Source organism: Cellulophaga baltica (genome assembly GCF_018861125.1).
GTDB lineage: Bacteria > Bacteroidota > Bacteroidia > Flavobacteriales > Flavobacteriaceae > Cellulophaga > Cellulophaga baltica_A.
Genome location: NZ_JAHKQN010000020.1, coordinates 246622 through 266947 on the forward strand (window position 1 = coordinate 246622; position 20326 = coordinate 266947).

General features: G+C 34.0%; 32 protein-coding genes. 1 reads left to right on the forward strand and 31 read right to left on the reverse strand.

Translation table 11 applies throughout. The features are described from left to right. Nucleotides 1–41 precede the first annotated feature (41 nt). The 31 genes from KO500_RS11370 to rpsL all read right to left on the reverse strand — a co-directional run bounded on the left by KO500_RS11370 (nt 42) and on the right by rpsL (nt 16668). Complete coding sequence (locus KO500_RS11370) at nt 42–1034, reverse strand: DNA-directed RNA polymerase subunit alpha (protein WP_215956671.1); 993 nt, start codon at nt 1032–1034, stop codon at nt 42–44. A gap of 20 nt (nt 1035–1054) precedes the next feature. Continuing rightward, entirely contained in the window at nt 1055–1660 is a 606-nt protein-coding gene (gene rpsD / locus KO500_RS11375; protein WP_215956672.1) for a 30S ribosomal protein S4, read from the reverse strand. A 106-nt stretch (nt 1661–1766) separates the two neighbouring features. After that, nucleotides 1767–2159: a 30S ribosomal protein S11 gene (gene rpsK / locus KO500_RS11380; protein WP_215956673.1), complete on the reverse strand. Its 393-nt coding sequence runs from the start codon at nt 2157–2159 to the stop codon at nt 1767–1769. Nucleotides 2160–2266: 107 nt separating this feature from the next. Next, nucleotides 2267–2641, reverse strand: coding sequence for a 30S ribosomal protein S13 (rpsM, locus tag KO500_RS11385; protein WP_215956674.1), 375 nt, complete (start codon nt 2639–2641; stop codon nt 2267–2269). Nucleotides 2642–2643: 2 nt separating this feature from the next. Beyond that, nucleotides 2644–2760 (reverse strand): type B 50S ribosomal protein L36, encoded by a 117-nt coding sequence (gene ykgO, locus KO500_RS11390; RefSeq protein ID WP_010181906.1) that lies wholly within the window; start codon nt 2758–2760, stop codon nt 2644–2646. A 9-nt stretch (nt 2761–2769) separates the two neighbouring features. Then, nucleotides 2770–2985 (reverse strand): translation initiation factor IF-1, encoded by a 216-nt coding sequence (gene infA, locus KO500_RS11395; RefSeq protein ID WP_013751343.1) that lies wholly within the window; start codon nt 2983–2985, stop codon nt 2770–2772. Nucleotides 2986–2988: 3 nt separating this feature from the next. Next, nucleotides 2989–4329: a preprotein translocase subunit SecY gene (gene secY / locus KO500_RS11400; protein WP_215956675.1), complete on the reverse strand. Its 1341-nt coding sequence runs from the start codon at nt 4327–4329 to the stop codon at nt 2989–2991. 9 nt (nt 4330–4338) lie between these two features. Continuing rightward, on the reverse strand, nt 4339–4791 hold the full coding sequence (gene rplO, locus KO500_RS11405; protein ID WP_215956676.1) for a 50S ribosomal protein L15: 453 nt from the start codon (nt 4789–4791) through the stop codon (nt 4339–4341). Nucleotides 4792–4805: 14 nt separating this feature from the next. Further along, nucleotides 4806–4985: a 50S ribosomal protein L30 gene (gene rpmD / locus KO500_RS11410; RefSeq protein WP_215956677.1), complete on the reverse strand. Its 180-nt coding sequence runs from the start codon at nt 4983–4985 to the stop codon at nt 4806–4808. Nucleotides 4986–4996: 11 nt separating this feature from the next. Next, a complete protein-coding gene (gene rpsE / locus KO500_RS11415) occupies nt 4997–5521 on the reverse strand; it encodes a 30S ribosomal protein S5 (RefSeq protein WP_215956678.1) in 525 nt (174 codons plus the stop codon). A 6-nt stretch (nt 5522–5527) separates the two neighbouring features. Then, a complete protein-coding gene (gene rplR / locus KO500_RS11420) occupies nt 5528–5884 on the reverse strand; it encodes a 50S ribosomal protein L18 (RefSeq protein ID WP_215956679.1) in 357 nt (118 codons plus the stop codon). A 13-nt stretch (nt 5885–5897) separates the two neighbouring features. After that, nucleotides 5898–6440 (reverse strand): 50S ribosomal protein L6, encoded by a 543-nt coding sequence (rplF, locus tag KO500_RS11425; protein ID WP_215956680.1) that lies wholly within the window; start codon nt 6438–6440, stop codon nt 5898–5900. A 19-nt stretch (nt 6441–6459) separates the two neighbouring features. Next, nucleotides 6460–6858, reverse strand: coding sequence for a 30S ribosomal protein S8 (rpsH, locus tag KO500_RS11430; RefSeq protein WP_215956681.1), 399 nt, complete (start codon nt 6856–6858; stop codon nt 6460–6462). 70 nt (nt 6859–6928) lie between these two features. Beyond that, entirely contained in the window at nt 6929–7198 is a 270-nt protein-coding gene (gene rpsN / locus KO500_RS11435; RefSeq protein ID WP_215956682.1) for a 30S ribosomal protein S14, read from the reverse strand. Nucleotide 7199: 1 nt separating this feature from the next. Then, a complete protein-coding gene (gene rplE / locus KO500_RS11440; RefSeq protein WP_215956683.1) occupies nt 7200–7751 on the reverse strand; it encodes a 50S ribosomal protein L5 in 552 nt (183 codons plus the stop codon). Nucleotides 7752–7753: 2 nt separating this feature from the next. Then, nucleotides 7754–8065, reverse strand: coding sequence for a 50S ribosomal protein L24 (gene rplX / locus KO500_RS11445; RefSeq protein ID WP_215956684.1), 312 nt, complete (start codon nt 8063–8065; stop codon nt 7754–7756). Nucleotides 8066–8079: 14 nt separating this feature from the next. Then, nucleotides 8080–8448 (reverse strand): 50S ribosomal protein L14, encoded by a 369-nt coding sequence (rplN, locus tag KO500_RS11450; protein WP_215956685.1) that lies wholly within the window; start codon nt 8446–8448, stop codon nt 8080–8082. Between the two features lie 2 nt (nt 8449–8450). Then, nucleotides 8451–8708: a 30S ribosomal protein S17 gene (gene rpsQ, locus KO500_RS11455; protein ID WP_047416265.1), complete on the reverse strand. Its 258-nt coding sequence runs from the start codon at nt 8706–8708 to the stop codon at nt 8451–8453. Nucleotides 8709–8721: 13 nt separating this feature from the next. Beyond that, nucleotides 8722–8913, reverse strand: coding sequence for a 50S ribosomal protein L29 (rpmC, locus tag KO500_RS11460; RefSeq protein WP_215956686.1), 192 nt, complete (start codon nt 8911–8913; stop codon nt 8722–8724). 18 nt (nt 8914–8931) lie between these two features. Continuing rightward, the gene (rplP, locus tag KO500_RS11465) at nt 8932–9351 is read right to left on the reverse strand and encodes a 50S ribosomal protein L16 (protein WP_215956687.1); all 420 of its coding nucleotides are present in this window, start codon (nt 9349–9351) and stop codon (nt 8932–8934) included. A gap of 19 nt (nt 9352–9370) precedes the next feature. Continuing rightward, nucleotides 9371–10090, reverse strand: coding sequence for a 30S ribosomal protein S3 (gene rpsC / locus KO500_RS11470; protein ID WP_215956688.1), 720 nt, complete (start codon nt 10088–10090; stop codon nt 9371–9373). A gap of 3 nt (nt 10091–10093) precedes the next feature. Further along, nucleotides 10094–10501 (reverse strand): 50S ribosomal protein L22, encoded by a 408-nt coding sequence (gene rplV / locus KO500_RS11475; RefSeq protein WP_215956689.1) that lies wholly within the window; start codon nt 10499–10501, stop codon nt 10094–10096. 3 nt (nt 10502–10504) lie between these two features. Beyond that, nucleotides 10505–10783 (reverse strand): 30S ribosomal protein S19, encoded by a 279-nt coding sequence (gene rpsS, locus KO500_RS11480; protein WP_215956690.1) that lies wholly within the window; start codon nt 10781–10783, stop codon nt 10505–10507. Nucleotides 10784–10796: 13 nt separating this feature from the next. Beyond that, entirely contained in the window at nt 10797–11621 is an 825-nt protein-coding gene (gene rplB / locus KO500_RS11485) for a 50S ribosomal protein L2 (RefSeq protein WP_215956691.1), read from the reverse strand. A 16-nt stretch (nt 11622–11637) separates the two neighbouring features. Beyond that, a complete protein-coding gene (gene rplW, locus KO500_RS11490; protein ID WP_215956692.1) occupies nt 11638–11928 on the reverse strand; it encodes a 50S ribosomal protein L23 in 291 nt (96 codons plus the stop codon). 7 nt (nt 11929–11935) lie between these two features. Then, nucleotides 11936–12565 (reverse strand): 50S ribosomal protein L4, encoded by a 630-nt coding sequence (gene rplD / locus KO500_RS11495; protein ID WP_215956693.1) that lies wholly within the window; start codon nt 12563–12565, stop codon nt 11936–11938. Beyond that, nucleotides 12565–13182 carry a 50S ribosomal protein L3 gene (gene rplC, locus KO500_RS11500; protein WP_215956694.1) on the reverse strand — a complete coding sequence of 206 codons (618 nt, stop codon included), beginning with the start codon at nt 13180–13182 and terminating at the stop codon, nt 12565–12567. The genes rplD and rplC overlap by 1 nt, the downstream gene beginning before the upstream one ends. 154 nt (nt 13183–13336) lie before the next feature. After that, nucleotides 13337–13642, reverse strand: coding sequence for a 30S ribosomal protein S10 (gene rpsJ / locus KO500_RS11505; protein ID WP_008613600.1), 306 nt, complete (start codon nt 13640–13642; stop codon nt 13337–13339). 18 nt (nt 13643–13660) lie between these two features. Beyond that, nucleotides 13661–15787 carry an elongation factor G gene (gene fusA / locus KO500_RS11510; protein ID WP_215956695.1) on the reverse strand — a complete coding sequence of 709 codons (2127 nt, stop codon included), beginning with the start codon at nt 15785–15787 and terminating at the stop codon, nt 13661–13663. 9 nt (nt 15788–15796) lie between these two features. After that, on the reverse strand, nt 15797–16273 hold the full coding sequence (gene rpsG, locus KO500_RS11515; RefSeq protein ID WP_215956696.1) for a 30S ribosomal protein S7: 477 nt from the start codon (nt 16271–16273) through the stop codon (nt 15797–15799). Nucleotides 16274–16293: 20 nt separating this feature from the next. Continuing rightward, complete coding sequence (gene rpsL / locus KO500_RS11520; RefSeq protein ID WP_013305196.1) at nt 16294–16668, reverse strand: 30S ribosomal protein S12; 375 nt, start codon at nt 16666–16668, stop codon at nt 16294–16296. A 417-nt stretch (nt 16669–17085) separates the two neighbouring features. Between rpsL and KO500_RS11525 the strand changes: the two genes are divergently transcribed. After that, nucleotides 17086–20325: a SusC/RagA family TonB-linked outer membrane protein gene (locus tag KO500_RS11525; protein WP_215956697.1), complete on the forward strand. Its 3240-nt coding sequence runs from the start codon at nt 17086–17088 to the stop codon at nt 20323–20325. Nucleotide 20326: the final 1 nt, after the last annotated feature.

Genomic DNA, 20326 nt, shown 5'->3' on the forward strand with positions numbered 1-20326 from the left:
TTATCAGAGTTTATCTCATCTAACAGAAGTAAAATTATTATTTAATCTTTATCTAATTTATATTTTGACAAGTCCATTCCGAAACTTAAACCTTTATTAATTACAAGTTCCTCAAGCTCTGTCAATGATTTTTTACCAAAGTTTCTAAACTTCATTAAATCATTTTTGTTGAAAGAAACTAAATCACCAAGAGTATCAACTTCAGCAGCTTTTAAACAATTTAGTGCACGAACAGATAAGTCCATATCAACTAATTTTGTTTTTAATAACTGACGCATATGTAATGACTCTTCATCATACGTTTCTGTCTGTGCAATCTCGTCAGCCTCAAGAGTAATACGCTCGTCTGAGAATAACATAAAGTGGTGTATTAATACTTTAGCACCTTCTGTTAATGCATCTTTAGGTGTAATAGAACCATCAGATTCAATTTCGAAAACTAATTTTTCGTAATCTGTCTTCTGTTCTACACGAAAGTTTTCAATACTATATTTTACATTTTTAATAGGTGTAAAGATAGAATCAATAGCAATAGTACCTAATGGAGCACCTGATTTTTTATTTTCGTCAGCAGGAACATAACCTCTACCCTTTTCAATAACTAACTCCATATTGAAGTTAACTTTAGCATCCATATTACAGATTACTAAATCAGGGTTTAAAACTTGAAAACCAGAGATAAATTTTTGAAAATCTCCAGCAGTAAGTTGATTTTTACCACTAACAGAAATAGAAACCGTTTCAGAATCTACATCTTCTATTTGTCTTTTAAAACGTACTTGTTTTAAATTCAAAATAATTTCAGTTACATCTTCAACGATACCAGATACAACAGAAAATTCATGCTCAACTTTATCTATTCTTATAGATGTAATAGCAAAACCTTCTAATGAAGAAAGTAATACTCTTCTTAATGCGTTACCAACAGTCAATCCATAACCAGGCTCTAAAGGGCGGAATTCAAATTTCCCTTCGAAATCTGTAGAATCGATCATTATTACTTTATCGGGTTTCTGAAAATTAAATAATGCCATAATTGGATTAGTGTTGTTTATTATTTAGAGTATAACTCGACGATTAATTGTTCTTTGATGTTTTCTGGAATTTGAAGTCTTTCTGGAACAGTCACAAAAGTACCTTCCATTTTTTCAGTGTTCCAAGTAATCCATTCGAATACACTACTATTAGCAGCTAACGAATCTTGAATTGTAGAAATAGATTTAGATTTTTCTCTAACACCAACTACATCGCCCGCTTTAAGCGAGTAAGATGGAATGTTAACTAACTCACCATTTACAGTGATATGTCTGTGAGAAACTAATTGTCTCGCACCACTTCTTGAGTTAGAAATACCCATTCTGTAAACTACGTTATCTAAACGACATTCACATAATTGAAGTAAAATTTCACCAGTTACACCATCTTTTCTCTTTGCAGAAGCAAATATATTACGGAATTGCTTTTCTAAAATACCATAAGTATATTTAGCTTTTTGCTTTTCCATTAATTGAACAGCATATTCTGATTTTTTTCCACGACGTCTAGCGTTTCCGTGTTGTCCTGGAGGGAAATTTCTTTTTTCGAAAGATTTATCATCTCCGAAGATTGCCTCGCCAAATTTACGAGCAATTTTAGTTTTTGGTCCTGTATATCTTGCCATTTTCTAATAATTTGAAAGTATGATTATGAATTAAGGCTTATCCTTCGATAATCGTAACAATACTTTCTGTGAAATATAATTTCCGGGATTCCGGAAAAATTTAAACTTAAACTCTTCTTCTTTTTGGTGGTCTACATCCATTATGTGGCATTGGAGTAACATCAATAATCTCTGTAACTTCAATTCCTGCATTATGTAAAGATCTAATAGCAGATTCTCTACCATTACCTGGACCTTTAACGTAAACTTTTACTTTTCTTAACCCTGCTTCATGTGCTACTTTAGCACAATCTTCTGCAGCTACTTGAGCAGCATATGGTGTGTTCTTTTTAGAACCTCTAAAGCCCATTTTACCTGCTGAAGACCAAGAAATAACATCACCTTTTTTGTTTGTCAAAGAAATGATTATGTTGTTAAAAGATGCTGTAACGTGAGCTTCACCAACAGACTCAACAATAACCTTACGTTTCTTTGTTACTTTTGTATTTGACTTTGCCATAATTTTTTAGTTTCTAGTTGTTAGTTCTTAGTTATTGGAATCCTAAACTTTTACATTTCAAACAGATTCTTCTAACGTCCAAATACTAATTGACTACTGTCTAATTTTTATTTAGTTGCTTTTTTCTTGTTTGCAACAGTTTTTCTTTTACCTTTTCTAGTTCTAGAGTTGTTTTTAGTTCTTTGTCCTCTTAAAGGAAGACCAGATCTATGACGAATACCTCTATAACATCCGATATCCATTAAACGTTTGATGCTTAACTGAGTTTCAGAACGTAATTCTCCTTCAATTGTAAAAGCTGAAACAGCCTCACGAATACGAGAAATCTCGTCATCGTTCCAATCAGAAACCTTAGTATCTTCACTAACTTGGGCATTTGCTAAAATTTCTTTAGCTCTACTATTACCTACACCGAAAATGTAAGTAAGTGCTATAACCCCTCTTTTTTGTTTTGGTATATCTACACCTGCAATTCTTGCCATAACTACCCTTGTCTTTGTTTAAATCTAGGATTCTTTTTGTTTATTACGTACAATCTACCTTTTCTGCGAACAATTTTGCAGTCGGCACTTCTTTTCTTTAATGATGCTCTTACTTTCATCGTCTTATCTTAATATCTATATGTAATTCTTGCTTTACTTAAATCATAAGGGCTCATTTCTAATTTAACCTTATCACCTGGAAGTAATTTTATATAATGCATACGCATTTTACCAGAAATATGTGCTGTAACAACATGCCCATTTTCTAACTCTACACGAAACATTGCGTTTGACAATGCTTCAATTATGCTACCATCTTGCTCTATTGCTGCCTGTTTAGCCATAACTTATGCTACTTTTCTATTTTTACCTGTTTTCATTAAACCATCATAATGACGATTTAATAAATACGAATTAACTTGTTGAACTGTATCTATTGCCACCCCAACCATAATTAATAGTGATGTACCGCCGTAAAACATAGCCCAACCTGCCTGTACATCCAACAAACTAACAATGATTGCTGGTAAAATAGCGAGCAAAGCTAAGAAAATAGATCCAGGTAACGTAATTAAAGACATAATTTTATCTAAGAAGTCTCCAGTTTCAACTCCTGGTCTTACTCCAGGTATAAATCCACCACTACGTTTTAGATCGTCAGCCATTTTATTTGTTGGAACAGTAATAGCTGTATAAAAGTATGTGAATACTATAATTAAGAAAGCAAATAATAAATTATATGCTAATCCGAATATATCTTGAAATTGAACTTCTAACCATTGACCCCAAGCAGTTTCATTAAATGTCTGACCAATTAAACCCGGAGCAAACATAATTGCTTGAGCAAATATTATTGGCATAACACCAGAAGCATTTAACTTTAATGGAATATATTGTCTAGTTCCCATTGCATCTTTTTCATATCCACCAGAAGCAGATCTTCTTGCATATTGAACTGGAATTTGACGTGTAGCCATAACCAATAAAACACATAATAAGATAACAACAAACCAAATAATAATTTCTACTAAAACTAACATTGGACCACCAGTACCATCCCATCTAGAAATAGCTTCTTGTGCAAATGATTGAGGTAAGTTAGCAATAATACCAACCATAATTAATAATGAAATACCATTACCAATACCTTTATCAGTAATTTTTTCACCTAACCACATTGCAAAAACAGTACCTGTAACTAATATAATTACAGAAGGAATCATAAAATCTAATCCTTTTCCTAAAACGAATGCACTATCTGGAACACCAAACTGACCCAAACCTAATAAATAAGTCGGAGCCTGTAATATACATATACCAATAGTCAACCATCTTGTAATTTGATTGATAGTTTTTCTACCACTCTCACCTTCTTTTTGCAATTTCTGCAAATAAGGGATAGCGATACCCATCAATTGAACAACAATAGAGGCTGAAATATAAGGCATAATACCTAATGCAAAAACAGAAGCCTTCGCAAAGGCTCCTCCTGTAAATGCATTTAATATTCCAAAGATTCCATTTTCCGTTCCTGAAGATAAAGCTCCTAATTGCGCAGTATCAATACCTGGTAACGCAATTTGCGCACCAAATCTATAAACTAACAACAAACCAAGAGTTACAAGGATTCTTCCTTTTAATTCCTCTATCTTCCAAATATTAGATAATGTCTCGAAAAATTTCTTCATAGTATATTTTTATAAACTTATTGCTTCGCCACCAGCAGCTTCAATAGCAGCTTTTGCAGTAGCAGTAAATTTATGTGCAGTAACTTTTAAGGAAGCTTTTAATTCACCTCCACCTAATATTTTAACCAAATCAGATTTTCTTGTTAATCCGTTTTCAATAAAAACATCTAAGTTAACAGCATCTTTAATTACACCATTATCAACTAATAATTGTAATTTATCAAGATTAATACCTGCGTATTCTTTTCTATTGATATTTGTAAAACCAAATTTAGGAACTCGTCTTTGTAAAGGCATTTGACCACCTTCAAAACCAATCTTTTTAGAATAACCAGATCTAGATTTAGCACCTTTATGACCTCTAGTAGCAGTACCACCTTTACCAGTACCTTGTCCACGACCTACAATTTTACCTGCACGTTGTGTAGCTCCTTCAGCCGGTTTTAAACTATTTAAATTCATCTTTATATAATTTTTTAAGCTTCCTCAGTTGAAACTAAGTGATTAACTTTAGCAATCATACCCATAACACTAGGAGTATTTTCATGCTCTACAACTTGTCCTATTTTTTTTAATCCAAGTGCCTCAAGAGTTCTCTTTTGGTTTAATGGTTTTTTAATACCACTCTTCACTTGTTTAACTTTAACTTTTGCCATAATATCTTAATTTATCCCTTAAAAACTTTTTCAAGAGAAATTCCTCTTTGAGTAGCAACTGTTTTAGCATCTCTTATTTGCAATAAAGCATCAAAAGTAGCTTTAACAACATTATGTGGATTTGAAGATCCTTGAGACTTAGAAAGTACATCATGCACACCTACTGCTTCAAGTACCGCTCTAACAGCACCACCAGCAATAACACCTGTACCATGTGAAGCTGGCTGAATATAAACTCTAGCCCCTCCAAATTTACCTTTTTGCTCATGAGGAATAGTCCCTTTATTTAAAGGTATTCTAATCAAATTTTTCTTAGCGTCTTCAATCGCTTTAGCAATAGCTGTAGCAACTTCTTTAGACTTACCTAAACCTTGACCAACTACACCATTTTCATCACCAACAACAACAATAGCAGAGAATCCGAAGGCTCTACCACCTTTTGTTACTTTAGTTACCCTTTGTACACCTACCAAACGATCTTTTAAATCAAGACCTCCTGGTTTTACAAGTTCTACGTTTCTGTATTTCTGGTACATATATATTTAGAATTTAAGTCCTGCTTCTCTAGCTCCTTCAGCTAATGATTTTACTCTACCGTGATATAAACAACCACCTCTATCAAAAGCAACAGCTTCAACACCTGCTTTTTGTGCTTTTTCAGCGATAGTTTTACCTACTAAAGTTGCTATTTCAGACTTAGTCCCTTTAGTTCCTGCTATATCTTTATCTCTTGAAGATGCCGCTACTAACGTTACACCTTTATTATCATCTATTACTTGTACATAGATTTCTTTGTTACTTCTAAAAACCGCTAATCTTGGTCTTTCAGCTGTACCAAAAGAAACTTTGCGTATTCTTCTTTTAATTCGAAGTCTTCTTTCTGTTTTTGATAATCCCATAATCTCTTAATTATTATGCTGATTTACCAGCTTTTCTTCTTAATTGTTCACCTACAAACTTAATACCTTTTCCTTTGTAAGGCTCTGGCTTACGGAAAGATCTGATTTTAGCAGCTACTTGCCCCACTAATTGCTTGTCAAATGATGTTAATTTTACGATTGGGTTTTTACCTTTTTCAGATATTGTTTCGATTTTAACTTCAGGAGCTAAATCAATAACTATATTATGTGAAAAACCTAATGCTAAATCTAACTTTTGACCTTGATTACTTGCACGGTAACCTACACCTACAAGCTCAAGCTCTTTAGTCCAACCTTTAGACACACCATCTATCATGTTATTGATAAGTGATCTATATAAGCCATGCTTAGCTTTATGTTCTTTAGAATCTGATGGTCTAGTTACTAAAACTTGACCTTCTTCTACTTTTACTTCTACTGCTGAAAATTCTTGAGTTAATTCTCCTAATTTTCCTTTTACAGTTAGTATGTTTTCTTTTACCTCAACGGTTACCCCATCTGGGATCGCTACTGGATTATTACCTATTCTAGACATTTCTTAAATCTTTATAGTATTAATAAACATAACATAATACTTCACCACCAACTTTTTCTAGCTTAGCTTGCTTACTTGTCATAACTCCATGAGAAGTAGAAACAATTGCAATACCCAGTCCGTTAAGTACTCTTGGTAAATCAGCAGAACCAGCATACTTACGTAGACCTGGCTTACTTATACGCATAATTTTTTTAATAACGGGTTCTTTAGTTAACTTATCATACTTCAAAGCTATTTTTACCGTTCCCTGAACCTTGTTTGGCTCAAATTTATAACTTAAAATATATCCTTGCTCGAATAATATTTTAGTTATTTCTTTTTTCAAATTAGAAGCAGGAATATCTACTATTCTATGACCAGCTCTGCTGGCATTTCTAATTCGAGTTAAATAATCCGAAATTGGATCTGTTACCATATTTATTAATTTGCAGTAACGGTTTTCAGCACAATTGCCAAACCTGAAACCAGTTTATACTCTTAATTGACTACCAGCTTGCTTTTTTAACACCTGGTATTAAACCTTGATTAGCCATCTCTCTAAAAGTCACACGTGAGATACCAAAAGTTCTCATATAACCTCTAGGTCTTCCTGTTAATTTACATCTATTATGCAAACGAACTGGATTAGCATTTCTAGGTAATTTTTGTAATGCTTCGTAATCACCAGCTTCTTTCAAAGCTTTTCTTTTCTCAGCATATTTAGCTACAGTTTTTTCTCTTTTAACCTCACGGGCTTTCATTGATTCTTTAGCCATACTATTTCTTTTTAAAAGGTAATCCTAATTGAGTTAATAATGATTTAGCCTCTTTATCTGTTTGTGCAGATGTTACAAAGGTAATATCCATTCCATTAATTCTATTGATTTTATCAATATTTATCTCAGGAAAAATTATTTGTTCAGTAACACCTAAGTTATAATTACCACGACCATCAAAACCAGTAGCTTTAATACCTTGAAAATCCCTAACTCTTGGAAGTGCACTAGTAACTAAACGATCAAGAAACTCATACATTCTTTCACCTCTTAAAGTAACTTTACACCCAATTGGCATTCCTTTTCTAAGTTTGAAAGAAGCAACATCCTTTTTAGACATTGTAGCAATAGATTTTTGACCTGTGATAGTTGTAAGCTCTTCAACCGCATGATCAATTAACTTTTTATCAGCTACAGCAGCACCAACACCTCTACTAACTACTATTTTTTCTAATTTAGGAACTTGCATGATATTCTTATACCCAAACTCCTCTTTAAGAGCGCCAATAACACGCTCATTATATTCTTTTTTTAACCTTGTAACGTAAGCCATAACTATATTACTTCATTAGATTTTTTAGAAAATCTTACCTTTTTACCATCTCTAACTTCGTAACCAACTCTTGTAGCGGTTCCTTTAGCATCTATCAATGATAGATTAGATATATGAATAAGAGCTTCTTTCTTTACGATACCACCTTGAGGATTTTTTGCACTTGGCTTTTCATGTTTAGAAACTAAGTTAGCTCCTTCAACAATTGCCTTGTTTTTATCAAAATCAACCTTCATAACCTTACCTTCAACACCTTTATGGTCTCCAGCTACGATTCTTACTGTATCTCCTACTTTTATTTTTAGCTTTTTCATCTGTATTCTAAATGTTATAGCACCTCAGGAGCTAATGAAACAATCTTCATGAACTGCTTATCACGAAGTTCTCTAGCTACAGGACCAAATACACGTGTTCCTCTCATCTCACCCGTTGGGTTCAATAATACACATGCATTATCATCAAAACGAATGTAAGAACCATCTTGTCTTCTTACTTCTTTTTTAGTTCTAACAACTACTGCAGTAGAAACGGCACCTTTTTTTATTGTACCATTTGGAGTAGATTCCTTAACAGAAACTACAATCTTATCTCCTACAGAAGCGTATCTTCTCTTTGTACCACCTAATACTCTAATAGTCAAAACTTCTTTTGCCCCAGTATTATCAGCTACTTTTAATCTTGATTCTTGCTGTAACATAATTATTTAGCTCTTTCAATGATTTCAACTAATCTCCAACATTTGGTTTTACTCAATGGACGAGTCTCCATTATTTTTACTGTATCACCAATATTGCAATCGTTTTTCTCATCGTGTGCAACATATTTTTTAGTTCTTAATACGAACTTTCCGTACATAGGGTGTTTTACTCGCTTAACTTCCGAAATCACAATTGATTTCTCCATTTTGTTACTAGTAACAACTCCTACTCTCTCTTTTCTTAAGTTTCTTTTTTCCATAAAGCAGAACCAGTTATTGGTTATCCCTTTTAGTTAATTCTGTCGCTAATCTAGCTACAGTTCTTCTCACTTTTCTGACCTGTAGTGGATTCTCAAGCGGTGTAACGCTGTGAGCTATTTTCAAATCTGAATGCTGCTTTTTGGCTTCTGCTAACTTAACAGATAAATCCTCAACAGATAATTCCTTTACTTCTGATTGTTTCATAATATCTTACAATTAAAATTAAGCTGAATAATCTCTAGCAACAATAAACTTTGTTTTCACAGGTAATTTCTGAGCAGCAAGACGTAAAGCCTCTTTTGCAACATCTTGAGATACACCAGCAATTTCGAACATAATTCTACCAGGCAATACCGCAGCAACAAAATATTCAGGAGCACCTTTACCTTTACCCATACGTACTTCTAATGGCTTTTTAGTAATTGGCTTGTCTGGGAAAATTTTAATCCACATTTGCCCTTCTCTTTTCATATATCTAGTTGCAGCAATACGAGCCGCTTCTATCTGTCTTGACGTAATAAAACTTGTTTCCAAAGATTTTATACCGAACATACCATTTGAAAGCTGATGACCTCTTCCAGAGATCCCTTTCATTCTACCCTTCTGTGTCTTACGAAACTTGGTTCTTTTTGGTTGTAACATTTTTCTACTTCTTTAAAAATTACTTTCTACGACGTGGCTTCTTGTTACCATCCTTATTTCCACCTTTATTTCCTTGGCTTTTTTCCATACCAACTAAAGGAGATAAATCTCTCTTACCATAAACCTCACCTTTCATAATCCACACCTTGATACCTAATCTACCATAAGTAGTATGTGCTTCATGTAAAGCATAATCAATATCAGCTCTAAAAGTCGATAATGGTATTCTTCCATCTTTATAAGATTCAGAACGTGCCATTTCAGCACCATTCAAACGTCCAGAAATTTGAATTTTAATACCTTCTGCATTCATACGCATTGCAGCAGCAATAGCCATTTTTATAGCACGTCTAAAAGAAATTCTATTTTCAATTTGACGAGCAACACTAGCAGCAACTAGATTTGCATCTAATTCAGGTCTTTTAATTTCAAAAATATTAATTTGAACTTCTTTTCCTGTAATCTTCTTAAGCTCTTCTTTTAACTTATCAACTTCTTGACCACCTTTACCAATAATGATACCTGGTCTTGCAGTTGTAATAGTTATAGTGATTAACTTTAAAGTACGTTCAATAATTACTCTTGACACACTAGCCTTTGCTAAACGTGCATGAACGTATTTTCTAATTTTATTATCTTCGGCCAATTTATCACCGTAGTCGTTTCCACCATACCAGTTAGATTCCCATCCTCTGATAATACCTAAACGAATTCCAATTGGATTTGTCTTCTGTCCCATACTTTAGCTTTGTACGTTATTGTTAGAATCCAATACTAATGTAACATGATTGGAACGTTTTCTAATTCTGTGTGCTCTACCTTGAGGAGCAGGTCTAAGTCTTTTTAACATAGCCCCACTATCAACTCTAATTTCCTTGATAAAAAGATCAGCATCTTCAATACTAGCATCTTCATTCTTAGATTGCCAATTTGCAATTGCAGATAAAAGTAATTTCTCTAATTTACGAGAAGCTTCTTTAGAATTGAATTTTAAAATAGCTAATGCTTTTTCAACTTGTACACCTCTAACTAAATCCGCAACTAAACGCATTTTTCTAGGTGATGTAGGACAGTTATTCAATTTTGCAAAAGCAATTTGCTTTTTCTCTGCCTTTATTCTTTCGGCCATTTGTTTTTTACGAACTCCCATAGCTTACTTTTTACCTTTATTTTTCGAACCACCATGACCTCTAAAAGATCTAGTTGGTGAAAATTCTCCTAATTTATGACCAACCATATTCTCTGTAACAAATACAGGAACAAATTGTCTACCATTATGAACAGCGATAGTTTGACCAACAAAATCTGGTGTTATCATTGAAGCTCTAGACCATGTTTTAACAACTGTCTTTTTACCAGAATCAATATTCTGTTGAACTTTTTTTTCTAAACTAAAGTGAACGTAAGGTCCTTTTTTCAGTGAACGTGCCATTTCTTTTTACTTTTTATTTCTTTCTACGTTCTAATATATATCTATTTGTAGCCTTAGTCTTAGAACGAGTTCTAAATCCTTTTGCAGGAATACCGTTCTTAGATCTTGGATGACCACCTGAAGCTCTACCTTCACCACCACCCATTGGATGATCGACAGGGTTCATTGCTACTGGTCTAGTTCTTGGCCTTCTACCTAACCACCTACTTCTACCTGCTTTACCAGATACTAATAATTGATGATCAGAATTAGAAACCGCTCCGATAGTAGCCAAACATAAAACTAAAATTAATCTAGTTTCACCTGAAGGTAATTTTACCGTAGCAAATTTACCATCTCTCGCCATTAACTGAGCAAAAGTACCTGCACTTCTTGCCATAACAGCACCTTGACCAGGACGTAGTTCTATACAAGAAATAATAGTTCCCAAAGGAATAACACTCAAAGGAAGCGCATTTCCAATTTCAGGAGTTGCATCTGAACCAGAAGTAATCTCCTGACCAACTTGCATACCATTTTGAGCTATTACATACCTCTTTTCTCCATCAGCATACTTCACTAAAGCAACGAATGCTGTTCTGTTTGGATCATATTGAATTGACTCAACGACACCAGCAACACCTTGCTTATCTCTTTTGAAATCAATAACACGATACCTTCTCTTATGACCACCACCTTTATGGCGCATAGTCATCTTACCTTGACTGTTTCTACCTCCGGACTTTTTTAACGGAGCAAGCAAGCTCTTCTCCGGCTTATCAGTAGTAATCGCGTCGAATCCGTTTACTACTCTAAAACGCTGTCCTGGAGTGATTGGTTTTAATTTTCTAACTGACATTTTTTGTCTTTAGTTATTATAGATTACTGTAATAATCAATTATATCTCCTTCAGCTACATCGATAATTGCTTTTTTATAAGCATTTGATTTACCATGTTGCACTCCGGTCTTTGTATAACGAGTCTTTCTTGAAGGCCCGTAATTCATTGTTCTAACTTTATTTACCGAAACTCCGTAAGTTGACTCAACAGCTTCTTTAATCTGAAGCTTATTCGCATTAGGATTCACAATGAAACCATAACGGTTATACAACTCACTATCTGAAGTCATTTTTTCAGTAATAATAGGCTTTATTAACACACTCATGATTACATTATTTTGTTAAATTCGATTCAATTCCTTCTAGAGAACCTTCTAAAAGCACAATACTGTTAGCATTTAAAATTTTATAAGTGCTTAATTCTGAGTTTGTTACAACTTCAGAACCTTTCAAATTGCGTGACGACAAATATACATTATTATTTGATTCACCCAACACAAATAAAGATTTTTTATTTTCTAAGCCTAAAGACTTTAAAACATTCTTGAAATCTTTTGTTTTTGGAGCTTCAAAATTGAAGTCTTCAACAACAACAATTGCTTTCTCACCCGACTTAATTGTTAAAGCAGATTTTCTAGCTAATCGTTTTAAGTTTTTATTCAATTTTTGCTTGTAGTCTTTTGGTCTAGGGCCAAAAATACGACCACCACCTCTAAAAACTGGAGATTTAATACTACCCGCACGAGCAGTACCTGTACCTTTTTGTTTTTTAATCTTTCTTGTACTACCAGCTATTTCAGCTCTTTCTTTAGCCTTGTGCGTACCTTGTCTTTGGTGCGCCAAATACTGTTTAACATCTAAATAAACAGCATGTTTATTAGGCTCTATTGCGAAAACAGAATCAGAAAGCTCAACCTTTCTACCTGTTTCTTTTCCTTTAATATCTAAAACTGCTACCTTCATTACTTTTCAATAGTTACGTAAGCGTTCTTATGACCAGGTACACAACCTTTTAAAACTATAAGGTTTTTTTCTGGTACTACTTTTAATACTTTAAGGTTTTGAACAGTTACTCTATCTCCACCCATTCTTCCTGCCATTCTCATACCTTTAAAGATACGAGCAGGATAAGAAGCCGCACCAACCGAACCAGGAGCCCTAAGTCTGTTATGCTGACCGTGAGTAGCTTGACCTACACCACCGAAACCATGTCTTTTAACAACACCTTGAAAACCTTTACCTTTTGATGTTCCAACTGCATCAACAAATTCTCCTTCTTCAAAAAGGTCAGCACCAATGGTGTCACCTAATTTGTAATCTCCTTCAAAATCTCGGAATTCAATGACTTTTTTCTTTGGAGAAACACCTGCTTTTTTAAAATGACCTGCTTCGGCCTTATTTGCACGTTTTTCTGCCTTGTCATCGAAACCAAGCTGAAGAGCACTATACCCGTCAACCTCTAAGGTTCTGACTTGGGTAACTACACATGGACCTACTTCGATTACCGTACACGGCATATTTTTACCGTTTTCATCGAAAATACTAGTCATGCCTACTTTCTTTCCTATTAACCCAGACATATTTAATTTAATTAATTAGTATTAACTTATTTATTTATTTTGCAAAAAATAAGGGTCAAAAATAAATCGACCCTGATTTTATTTTTTCCGTTTTTCCCTTGCGAAACGCTCAGGACATGTAACCCGCAACCAATAAATTGATTGCGAGAGGTAATTATACTTTTATCTCAACTTCAACACCACTTGGCAACTCTAATTTCATTAGAGCATCAATAGTTTTTGAAGAAGAACTGTAAATATCTAAAAGTCTCTTATAAGAACTTAATTGAAATTGCTCTCTCGACTTTTTGTTAACGTGAGGAGAACGCAATACAGTAAATATTTTTTTATGAGTTGGTAATGGAATTGGTCCAGTTACAACAGCACCTGTAGTTTTTACAGTTTTAACGATCTTCTCAGCAGATTTATCCACTAAGTTATAATCGTATGATTTTAGTTTTATTCTAATTTTTTGACTCATTTTGCTAAAATTAAGCGATTATTCTCCTTTTGCGGCTTTAATAACTTCTTCAGATATATTTGAAGGTGTTTCTGCGTAGTGTGAAAATTCCATAGTAGAAGTTGCTCTACCAGAAGACATAGTTCTCAAAGATGTAACATACCCAAACATTTCAGATAATGGAACTTCACCTTTAATAGCTTTCGCTCCAGCTCTATCACTCATGTTACTAATAGTACCTCTTCTTCTGTTTAAATCACCAACTATATCACCCATGTTTTCCTCAGGCGTAAGAACCTCAATTTTCATAACAGGCTCCATAATAACAGCTCCAGCAGCTTTACCAGCAGCCTTATAACCCATCTTAGCAGCTAATTCAAAAGATAAAGCATCAGAATCCACAGGGTGGAAAGATCCATCTTTTAATACCACTTTCATAGTATCCATTTCATAACCCGCTAAAGGACCAGCTTTCATTGCAATTTCAAAACCTTTCTGTACAGAAGGAATAAATTCTTTTGGAATACGACCACCTTTAATTTCATCAACGAATTGCAAACCTTCGCCTTCGAAATCAGAATCAGCAGGACCCATCTCAAATACAATATCACCAAACTTACCACGACCACCAGATTGCTTCTTATAAGTTTCTCTATGTGCAGCAGTTTTAGTTACAGCTTCTTTATATTCAACCTGAGGTTGCCCTTGACTTACATCAACTTTAAACTCACGCTTTAAACGATCAACAATAATATCTAAGTGAAGCTCACCCATACCAGATATAATCGTTTGACCTGAAGCTTCATCTGTTTTAACTTGGAAAGTCGGATCTTCTTCTGCTAATTTAGCTAAAGCCATACCTAACTTATCAACGTCAGCCTTAGTTTTAGGCTCAACAGCAATACCAATTACAGGGTCTGGAAAATCCATACTCTCTAAAATAATCGGATGCTTTTCAGCAGACATAGTATCACCAGTCTTAATATCTTTAAAACCTACAGCCGCACCAATATCTCCAGCTTCGATAAAATCGATAGCATTTTGCTTATTAGAATGCATTTGGTAAATTCTAGAAATACGTTCTTTTTTACCAGAACGGTTATTCAATATATAAGAACCAGCATCTAAACGACCTGAATACGTTCTAAAGAATGCTAAACGACCAACAAAAGGATCCGTAGCAATTTTAAATGCCAATGCAGCAAAAGGCTCCTTAACATCTGGCTTACGAGTAATCTGCTCACCAGTATCAGGATCAGTACCTACAATATCATCCTTATCAATAGGAGACGGTAAGTAACGACATACAGCATCTAACAAAAACTGAACACCTTTATTCTTAAACGAAGAACCACAAATCATAGGAATGATCGCTCTATCCATAACAGCAGCTCTTAACGCAGCGTGAACTTCTTCCTCAGTAATAGAGTCTTCATCTTCAAAAAATTTCTCCATTAACTCCTCATCATATTCAGCCACAGCTTCAATTAAAGCAGCTCTATACTCCTTTACCTCAGCTTTCATATCTTCAGGAATATCAACAACATCAAATGTCGCCCCGAAGTTATCTTCATGCCATACAATAGCTCTATTCTTAGCTAAATCTACAACACCTTTAAAATCAGCCTCTTCACCTATAGGCAAAACAATTGGAACTGCATTAGAACCCAACATCTCTTTAACCTGCTTACACACATTTAAGAAATTAGACCCCTGTCTATCCATTTTGTTAACAAAACCGATTCTTGGAACTTTATAGTTATCAGCAAGTCTCCAGTTAGTTTCTGATTGCGGTTCAACACCATCAACAGCACTAAATAAGAAAACCAAACCATCCAACACACGTAACGAACGGTTTACTTCAACCGTAAAATCAACGTGACCCGGAGTATCAATAATATTAAAGTGATAATCCTTAGTACTAGGTAATGGTTTTGCATTTTCAAGTGGAAATTTCCATGTACAAGTCGTAGCCGCAGAAGTAATAGTAATACCACGTTCTTGCTCTTGCTCCATCCAATCCATAGTAGCCGCACCATCATGCACCTCACCTATTTTATGACTCACACCTGTATAAAAAAGTATACGCTCAGTCGTTGTAGTTTTACCTGCATCAATATGAGCAGCAATACCTATATTTCTAGTAAATTTTAAATCTCTAGCCATTTCTGATAATTAAAATCTAAAGTGAGAGAAAGCTTTATTTGCTTCCGCCATTTTGTGAGTATCCGTTCTTTTCTTAACCGCAGCTCCTTCTTCTTTAGCAGCCGCTAATATTTCACCAGCAAGTTTTTGAGACATAGCTTTCTCGTTTCTCTTACGAGCAAAACTAATTAACCACTTCATTGCTGTCGATATTTTTCTATCCGGTCTAATCTGCATCGGAATTTGGAATGTAGCACCTCCAACTCTTCTACTTCTCACCTCTACATGAGGCATAACATTTGAAAGCGCATCCTTCCAAATCTCTAAAGCCGTTTTTTCTTCGTCTGTTTTCTTTTCTTCTACAATATCGATTGCATCATAGAATACTTTGTACGCTATAGACTTTTTACCATCCCACATCATCATGTTAACAAAACGCGTCACTAACTGATCATTAAATCTTGGATCCGGTAAAAGAGGTCTCTTTTTAGCCTGTTTTTTTCTCATTGTTTCTGTTTAAAGCTTGATTACTTCTTAGGTCTTTTAGCACCATACTTAGATCTACGTTGAGTTCTTCCAGCAACACCTGCTGTATCCAAAGCACCTCTAACAATATGATACCTAACACCTGGTAAATCCTTAACTCTTCCGCCCCTTACTAATACTATCGAGTGCTCTTGGAGGTTATGTCCTTCTCCAGGGATGTAAGCATTTACCTCTTTACCATTTGTCAACCTTACCCTTGCAACTTTACGCATTGCAGAGTTAGGTTTTTTTGGTGTAGTTGTGTAAACACGAGTACAAACCCCTCTTCTTTGAGGACACGAATCCAAAGCAGCCGATTTACTCTTCTTAGTAATCGTGGCCCTTCCTTTTCGTACTAATTGTGAAATTGTTGGCATACTATAATTGTATCTTATATATAACTTACCCTCTTTTAAGGGTCGGCAAATGTAGTGTTTATTTGCTAATATTCAAACAATGAAGTGGTTATTTTTAATAAAAATAAATTATCTTAAAATTTTAACATAAAATAAATCTAAAATCTACATCAGTAATAACTAGTTACCTAAAAGTATTTATTCAAAATATAAGGCTTTGAAATTACTCTAAATATTATAACTAAAATTAAAAACGCCAAAGTCAATTAACGAATAATCAATAAAATCCCTAAAAATAACTATATGAATAAAAAATAAGTGTTATTTCAACTTTATTAATATTAAGTTAAAATTTAAATAATATTAAGTTAAATAAAATTTGGAGAATTAACTTTTAATTATGATTTTCGTCTTGACTAATTTTAATAAAAACAAAAAATGAAAACAAAAGTAAAAGGAATCTTTACGCTTCTTTTAGCGTTTGTTGTGCATTTAACATTTGCGCAAGAAAAAATGATTTCAGGTACAGTTACAGACCAAGACGGTTTACCATTACCTGGAGTTAACATTGTAATTATGGGTACAACAAATGGAACCCAAACAGATTTTGACGGAAACTATTCAATCTCTGGTTCCACTGGAAGCACTCTATTATTTACCTATGTAGGGCAAAAAGAAGTAAAAAAAGTCATTGGAACAAGTTTAGAAATAAATGTTCAGATGACTGAAGATGCACAAAGCTTAGACGAGGTAGTAGTAACAGCTCAAGGTGTTAAACAAGAGAAAAAAGCACTTGGTTATGCTGTAGCAACAGTTTCCAGTGAAGAAATTGAATCTAGAGCTGATACTGACATTGGTAAAATTTTAAGAGGTAAAGCTGCCGGCGTTAGAATTACAGGTACTGGTGGTGTCTCTGGTAGTGGTTCAAACATTATAATAAGGGGAGCTTCTTCAATTACAGGGAATAATCAACCATTATTTGTAGTTGATGGAATTCCATTTGATGCGTCTTCAGATGTGGCAAATCAAGATAGTTCTTCTGGTTCTTTTCAATCAGGAAATGTAGCTAGTAGATTTGCGGATTTAGATCCTAATAACATTGAGAACGTAAGTATATTAAAAGGTTTGAGCGCTACAGCTATCTATGGTAGTGCCGGAAGAAATGGTGTTATTTTAATAACAACAAAAACAGGAGCTGGAAGTAATAAAAAATTCGAAGTTACAGTTAATCAATCTATATTTTTTAATGATATAGTATTACCAGACTACCAAGATACTTGGGGTAATGGATTTCAAAACGTATACGGAGCATTTTTCAGTAACTGGGGTTCTCGTTTTGATAGTCAAGATACTATTGATAATGCATTTAGAACTTCTATCTTAAATAACTTTGGGGTTGAACCATCTGTTCTTTTCCCTAATCGAACAGATTTAGATTCTCCAACAGTAGAATACAGACCTTACAATGCTCAAGAAGATTTTTTCAAAACAGGAACAATATCTACAACTTCTTTAACTGCTGCTGGTGGATTTGAAAAAGGAAATTATAGTGTATCTTATGCTAATACTCAAGATCAAGGATTTATACCTTCTAATAAAATGATTAGAAATAATTTTTCTGCTGGAGGTTCTTATAAATTCGACAATAAATTTACTGTAACAGCAAAATTAAATTATGCCAAAACAGATATTAAGTCTCCTTTTACAGATGCTTCAACAGGTAGTGATGTTACTTCTTCTACAGCTGGAACTGGAGGAATTGCATCAATTTGGAATGTTTTATATTTACCAAGAAGTGTAGATATCACTCTTCCATATCAACATCCGGTAACCGGAGAAAGTATTTGGTACAGAGGTGGAAATGACAGAACTAATCCACAATGGGTTGTTGACAACACTAGAGATATAAACAATACTAATAGAGTTTTTGGTAATTTTGTAGTTAATTATGAATTAAATGATTGGATAAATTTAAACTGGAGAACAACACTAGATAATAGTTTCACAAACACTGAAAGATCTATTAACAAAGGTTCTAATGATGGACTTCATCCAAATGGATATTTACAAACTACAAGTCAAAGAAGTACCATATGGGACCATACATTATTTGCTTCATTTGACTCGGACTTATCTGAAAAAATTGGAATTCTAGGTACAATTGGCTTAACTAGCAGAAGAACAGAATTTGATAGAATAGGTAATGAAAGTAGAGATCAAATTGTATTTGGCTTACAAAACCATGGAAACTACCTAAACCACAGTCCAATACAAGAAGGCACATTATTCCCGGCAAACACAGCTACGTACCAATATTATGAAGAAAGTAACAACCCTGCAGTTTATGCTACAACTACTTTAGATTACGAAGGGTACCTTTTTGTTTCTGGAAATGCAAGAAATGACTGGTTTTCTGGATTAGAACCAGATAATCGTTCTCAATTTTCTTGGAGTACTTCAGTATCATTTATACCTACTGAAGCATTCCCAGAGCTTAGAACTCAAAAAGGATTAAACTATTTAAAAGTTAGAGCTTCTTATGGAACAGCTCCCGGATTTCCTGGATTATATAGAACTAGAAACGTTTTAAACTTAAATCCGTCTCGATTTGAGACTTCAGACGGAACTACTATTACCACTACAAGTGTAGATAATTCATTAGCTAACATTGATTTAAAACCAGAGTTATCTAAAGAGTATGAAGTTGGTATCGAGGCTAGATTTTTAAATAATAGACTTGGTTTTGATTTTACGTATTACAATAAAGAAACAAAAGATCAAATTATTGACAGACCATTAGCTCCGGAAACTGGATTTACTTCAACAACAGTAAATGTTGGTAATGTAAGTAATAAAGGTATTGAACTTGCTTTTGACGGAACACCTGTTGAAACAACCAACTTTTCATGGAGTATTAATGGTAATTATACCATAAATGAAAGTTTAGTAACAGGTTTAGAAGATGGCGAACAAATTTACGTTGGAGGTATATTCACAACTCCGTCAAATCAAGCAATTAATGATAAACCACTTGGTGTTATATTAGGTAGCGCTGTTTTAAAAGATGATGAAGGAAACCGTCTAGTAAATGAAAACGGTTATTATATTCAAGATCCTGAAAACCAGATAATAGGTGATCCTAATCCAAAATGGTTCATGACTTTAGGTAACACTTTTAAATACAAAAACTTAAGTTTGAGCATGCAATGGGAATACCAACACGGAGGAGATATCTATGCAACTACCGTTGCATCTCTAGTTGGTAGAGGTTTAGTTGAAGACACAGATTTTGACAGAACTCAAGGTATTATATTAGAAGGTGTTAGACAGTCAACAGGTCTTGCTAATGATATTCAATTAACAGCAACAGAAGCATATTTCAACAACATAGGTTTTGGAACTGATGAATTAAAAATATATGATGCCACACACATAAGATTAAGAGAAGCTTCTTTAGCTTATGCAATGCCTTCAAAGTTTTTAGATAAAACACCATTTGGAAGTTTAACTATATCATTAATTGGTCAAAACTTATGGGTTAAAGCTTTTAATACTCCAGCTAGTGTAAACTTTGACCCTGAACTTAATAGCCTTGGTGTTGGTAACTCACAAGGGCTAGATTACCTTACATCATGGAATTCAAGAAGGTACGGATTAAACTTTAAATTAACTTTCTAAA

Bases quoted from the DNA above. Each gene is read 5' to 3' on its own strand.
- rpsJ (WP_008613600.1), bottom strand. From the start codon at position 13,642: ATGAGTCAAAAAATTAGAATAAAACTAAAATCATACGATTATAACTTA.
- rpsL (WP_013305196.1), bottom strand. From the start codon at position 16,668: ATGCCAACAATTTCACAATTAGTACGAAAAGGAAGGGCCACGATTACT.
- rpmD (WP_215956677.1), bottom strand. From the start codon at position 4,985: ATGGCAAAAGTTAAAGTTAAACAAGTGAAGAGTGGTATTAAAAAACCA.
- KO500_RS11370 (WP_215956671.1), bottom strand. From the start codon at position 1,034: ATGGCATTATTTAATTTTCAGAAACCCGATAAAGTAATAATGATCGAT.
- rplV (WP_215956689.1), bottom strand. From the start codon at position 10,501: ATGGGAGTTCGTAAAAAACAAATGGCCGAAAGAATAAAGGCAGAGAAA.
- rpsK (WP_215956673.1), bottom strand. From the start codon at position 2,159: ATGGCAAAGTCAAATACAAAAGTAACAAAGAAACGTAAGGTTATTGTT.
- rplC (WP_215956694.1), bottom strand. From the start codon at position 13,182: ATGTCTGGGTTAATAGGAAAGAAAGTAGGCATGACTAGTATTTTCGAT.
- rpsS (WP_215956690.1), bottom strand. From the start codon at position 10,783: ATGGCACGTTCACTGAAAAAAGGACCTTACGTTCACTTTAGTTTAGAA.
- KO500_RS11525 (WP_215956697.1), top strand. From the start codon at position 17,086: ATGAAAACAAAAGTAAAAGGAATCTTTACGCTTCTTTTAGCGTTTGTT.
- rplR (WP_215956679.1), bottom strand. From the start codon at position 5,884: ATGGGATTATCAAAAACAGAAAGAAGACTTCGAATTAAAAGAAGAATA.
- rplB (WP_215956691.1), bottom strand. From the start codon at position 11,621: ATGTCAGTTAGAAAATTAAAACCAATCACTCCAGGACAGCGTTTTAGA.
- ykgO (WP_010181906.1), bottom strand. From the start codon at position 2,760: ATGAAAGTAAGAGCATCATTAAAGAAAAGAAGTGCCGACTGCAAAATT.
- rplW (WP_215956692.1), bottom strand. From the start codon at position 11,928: ATGAGTGTGTTAATAAAGCCTATTATTACTGAAAAAATGACTTCAGAT.
- rpsH (WP_215956681.1), bottom strand. From the start codon at position 6,858: ATGGTAACAGATCCAATTTCGGATTATTTAACTCGAATTAGAAATGCC.
- rplO (WP_215956676.1), bottom strand. From the start codon at position 4,791: ATGAATTTAAATAGTTTAAAACCGGCTGAAGGAGCTACACAACGTGCA.
- rpsN (WP_215956682.1), bottom strand. From the start codon at position 7,198: ATGGCTAAAGAATCAATGAAAGCCCGTGAGGTTAAAAGAGAAAAAACT.
- infA (WP_013751343.1), bottom strand. From the start codon at position 2,985: ATGGCTAAACAGGCAGCAATAGAGCAAGATGGTAGCATAATTGAAGCA.
- rpmC (WP_215956686.1), bottom strand. From the start codon at position 8,913: ATGAAACAATCAGAAGTAAAGGAATTATCTGTTGAGGATTTATCTGTT.
- rpsG (WP_215956696.1), bottom strand. From the start codon at position 16,273: ATGAGAAAAAAACAGGCTAAAAAGAGACCTCTTTTACCGGATCCAAGA.
- rplN (WP_215956685.1), bottom strand. From the start codon at position 8,448: ATGTTACAGCAAGAATCAAGATTAAAAGTAGCTGATAATACTGGGGCA.
- rplX (WP_215956684.1), bottom strand. From the start codon at position 8,065: ATGAAAAAGCTAAAAATAAAAGTAGGAGATACAGTAAGAATCGTAGCT.
- rpsQ (WP_047416265.1), bottom strand. From the start codon at position 8,708: ATGGAAAAAAGAAACTTAAGAAAAGAGAGAGTAGGAGTTGTTACTAGT.
- fusA (WP_215956695.1), bottom strand. From the start codon at position 15,787: ATGGCTAGAGATTTAAAATTTACTAGAAATATAGGTATTGCTGCTCAT.
- rplE (WP_215956683.1), bottom strand. From the start codon at position 7,751: ATGGCTTACGTTACAAGGTTAAAAAAAGAATATAATGAGCGTGTTATT.
- rplF (WP_215956680.1), bottom strand. From the start codon at position 6,440: ATGTCTAGAATAGGTAATAATCCAGTAGCGATCCCAGATGGGGTAACC.
- secY (WP_215956675.1), bottom strand. From the start codon at position 4,329: ATGAAGAAATTTTTCGAGACATTATCTAATATTTGGAAGATAGAGGAA.
- rpsC (WP_215956688.1), bottom strand. From the start codon at position 10,090: ATGGGACAGAAGACAAATCCAATTGGAATTCGTTTAGGTATTATCAGA.
- rplD (WP_215956693.1), bottom strand. From the start codon at position 12,565: ATGAAGGTAGCAGTTTTAGATATTAAAGGAAAAGAAACAGGTAGAAAG.
- rpsD (WP_215956672.1), bottom strand. From the start codon at position 1,660: ATGGCAAGATATACAGGACCAAAAACTAAAATTGCTCGTAAATTTGGC.
- rplP (WP_215956687.1), bottom strand. From the start codon at position 9,351: ATGTTACAACCAAAAAGAACCAAGTTTCGTAAGACACAGAAGGGTAGA.
- rpsE (WP_215956678.1), bottom strand. From the start codon at position 5,521: ATGTACCAGAAATACAGAAACGTAGAACTTGTAAAACCAGGAGGTCTT.
- rpsM (WP_215956674.1), bottom strand. From the start codon at position 2,641: ATGGCAAGAATTGCAGGTGTAGATATACCAAAACAAAAAAGAGGGGTT.